A 255-nucleotide genomic window follows, 5' to 3' on the forward strand; every position below is an offset into this window, starting at 1 on the left:
CCATTGCGCAAAATTCCTCACTGCTGCCTCCCGTAGGAGTCTGGACCGTGTTCCAGTTCCAGTGTGGCTGATCATCCTCTCAGACCAGCTAACCATCGCAGCCTTGGTAGGCCTTTACCCCACCAACTAGCTAATGGTACGCAAACTCATCCCCAAACAATTGCTTTCAAGAAGAGGCAATCTTTCATCAATTTACTTATGTGAATCGACTTTATCCGGTATTAGCTACCCTTTCGGATAGTTATCCCAGGCTTG

The 255-nt window shown here is 47.8% G+C and carries 1 rRNA gene; it reads right to left on the minus strand.

Features of this window, described 5'->3' with window-relative positions:
• Positions 1–255: ribosomal RNA gene (locus HXW94_RS20675) — 16S ribosomal RNA — on the minus strand; the annotation flags it as partial.

This window comes from Desulfobacter latus (genome assembly GCF_013389365.1).
In the GTDB taxonomy this organism is placed as follows: domain Bacteria; phylum Desulfobacterota; class Desulfobacteria; order Desulfobacterales; family Desulfobacteraceae; genus Desulfobacter; species Desulfobacter latus.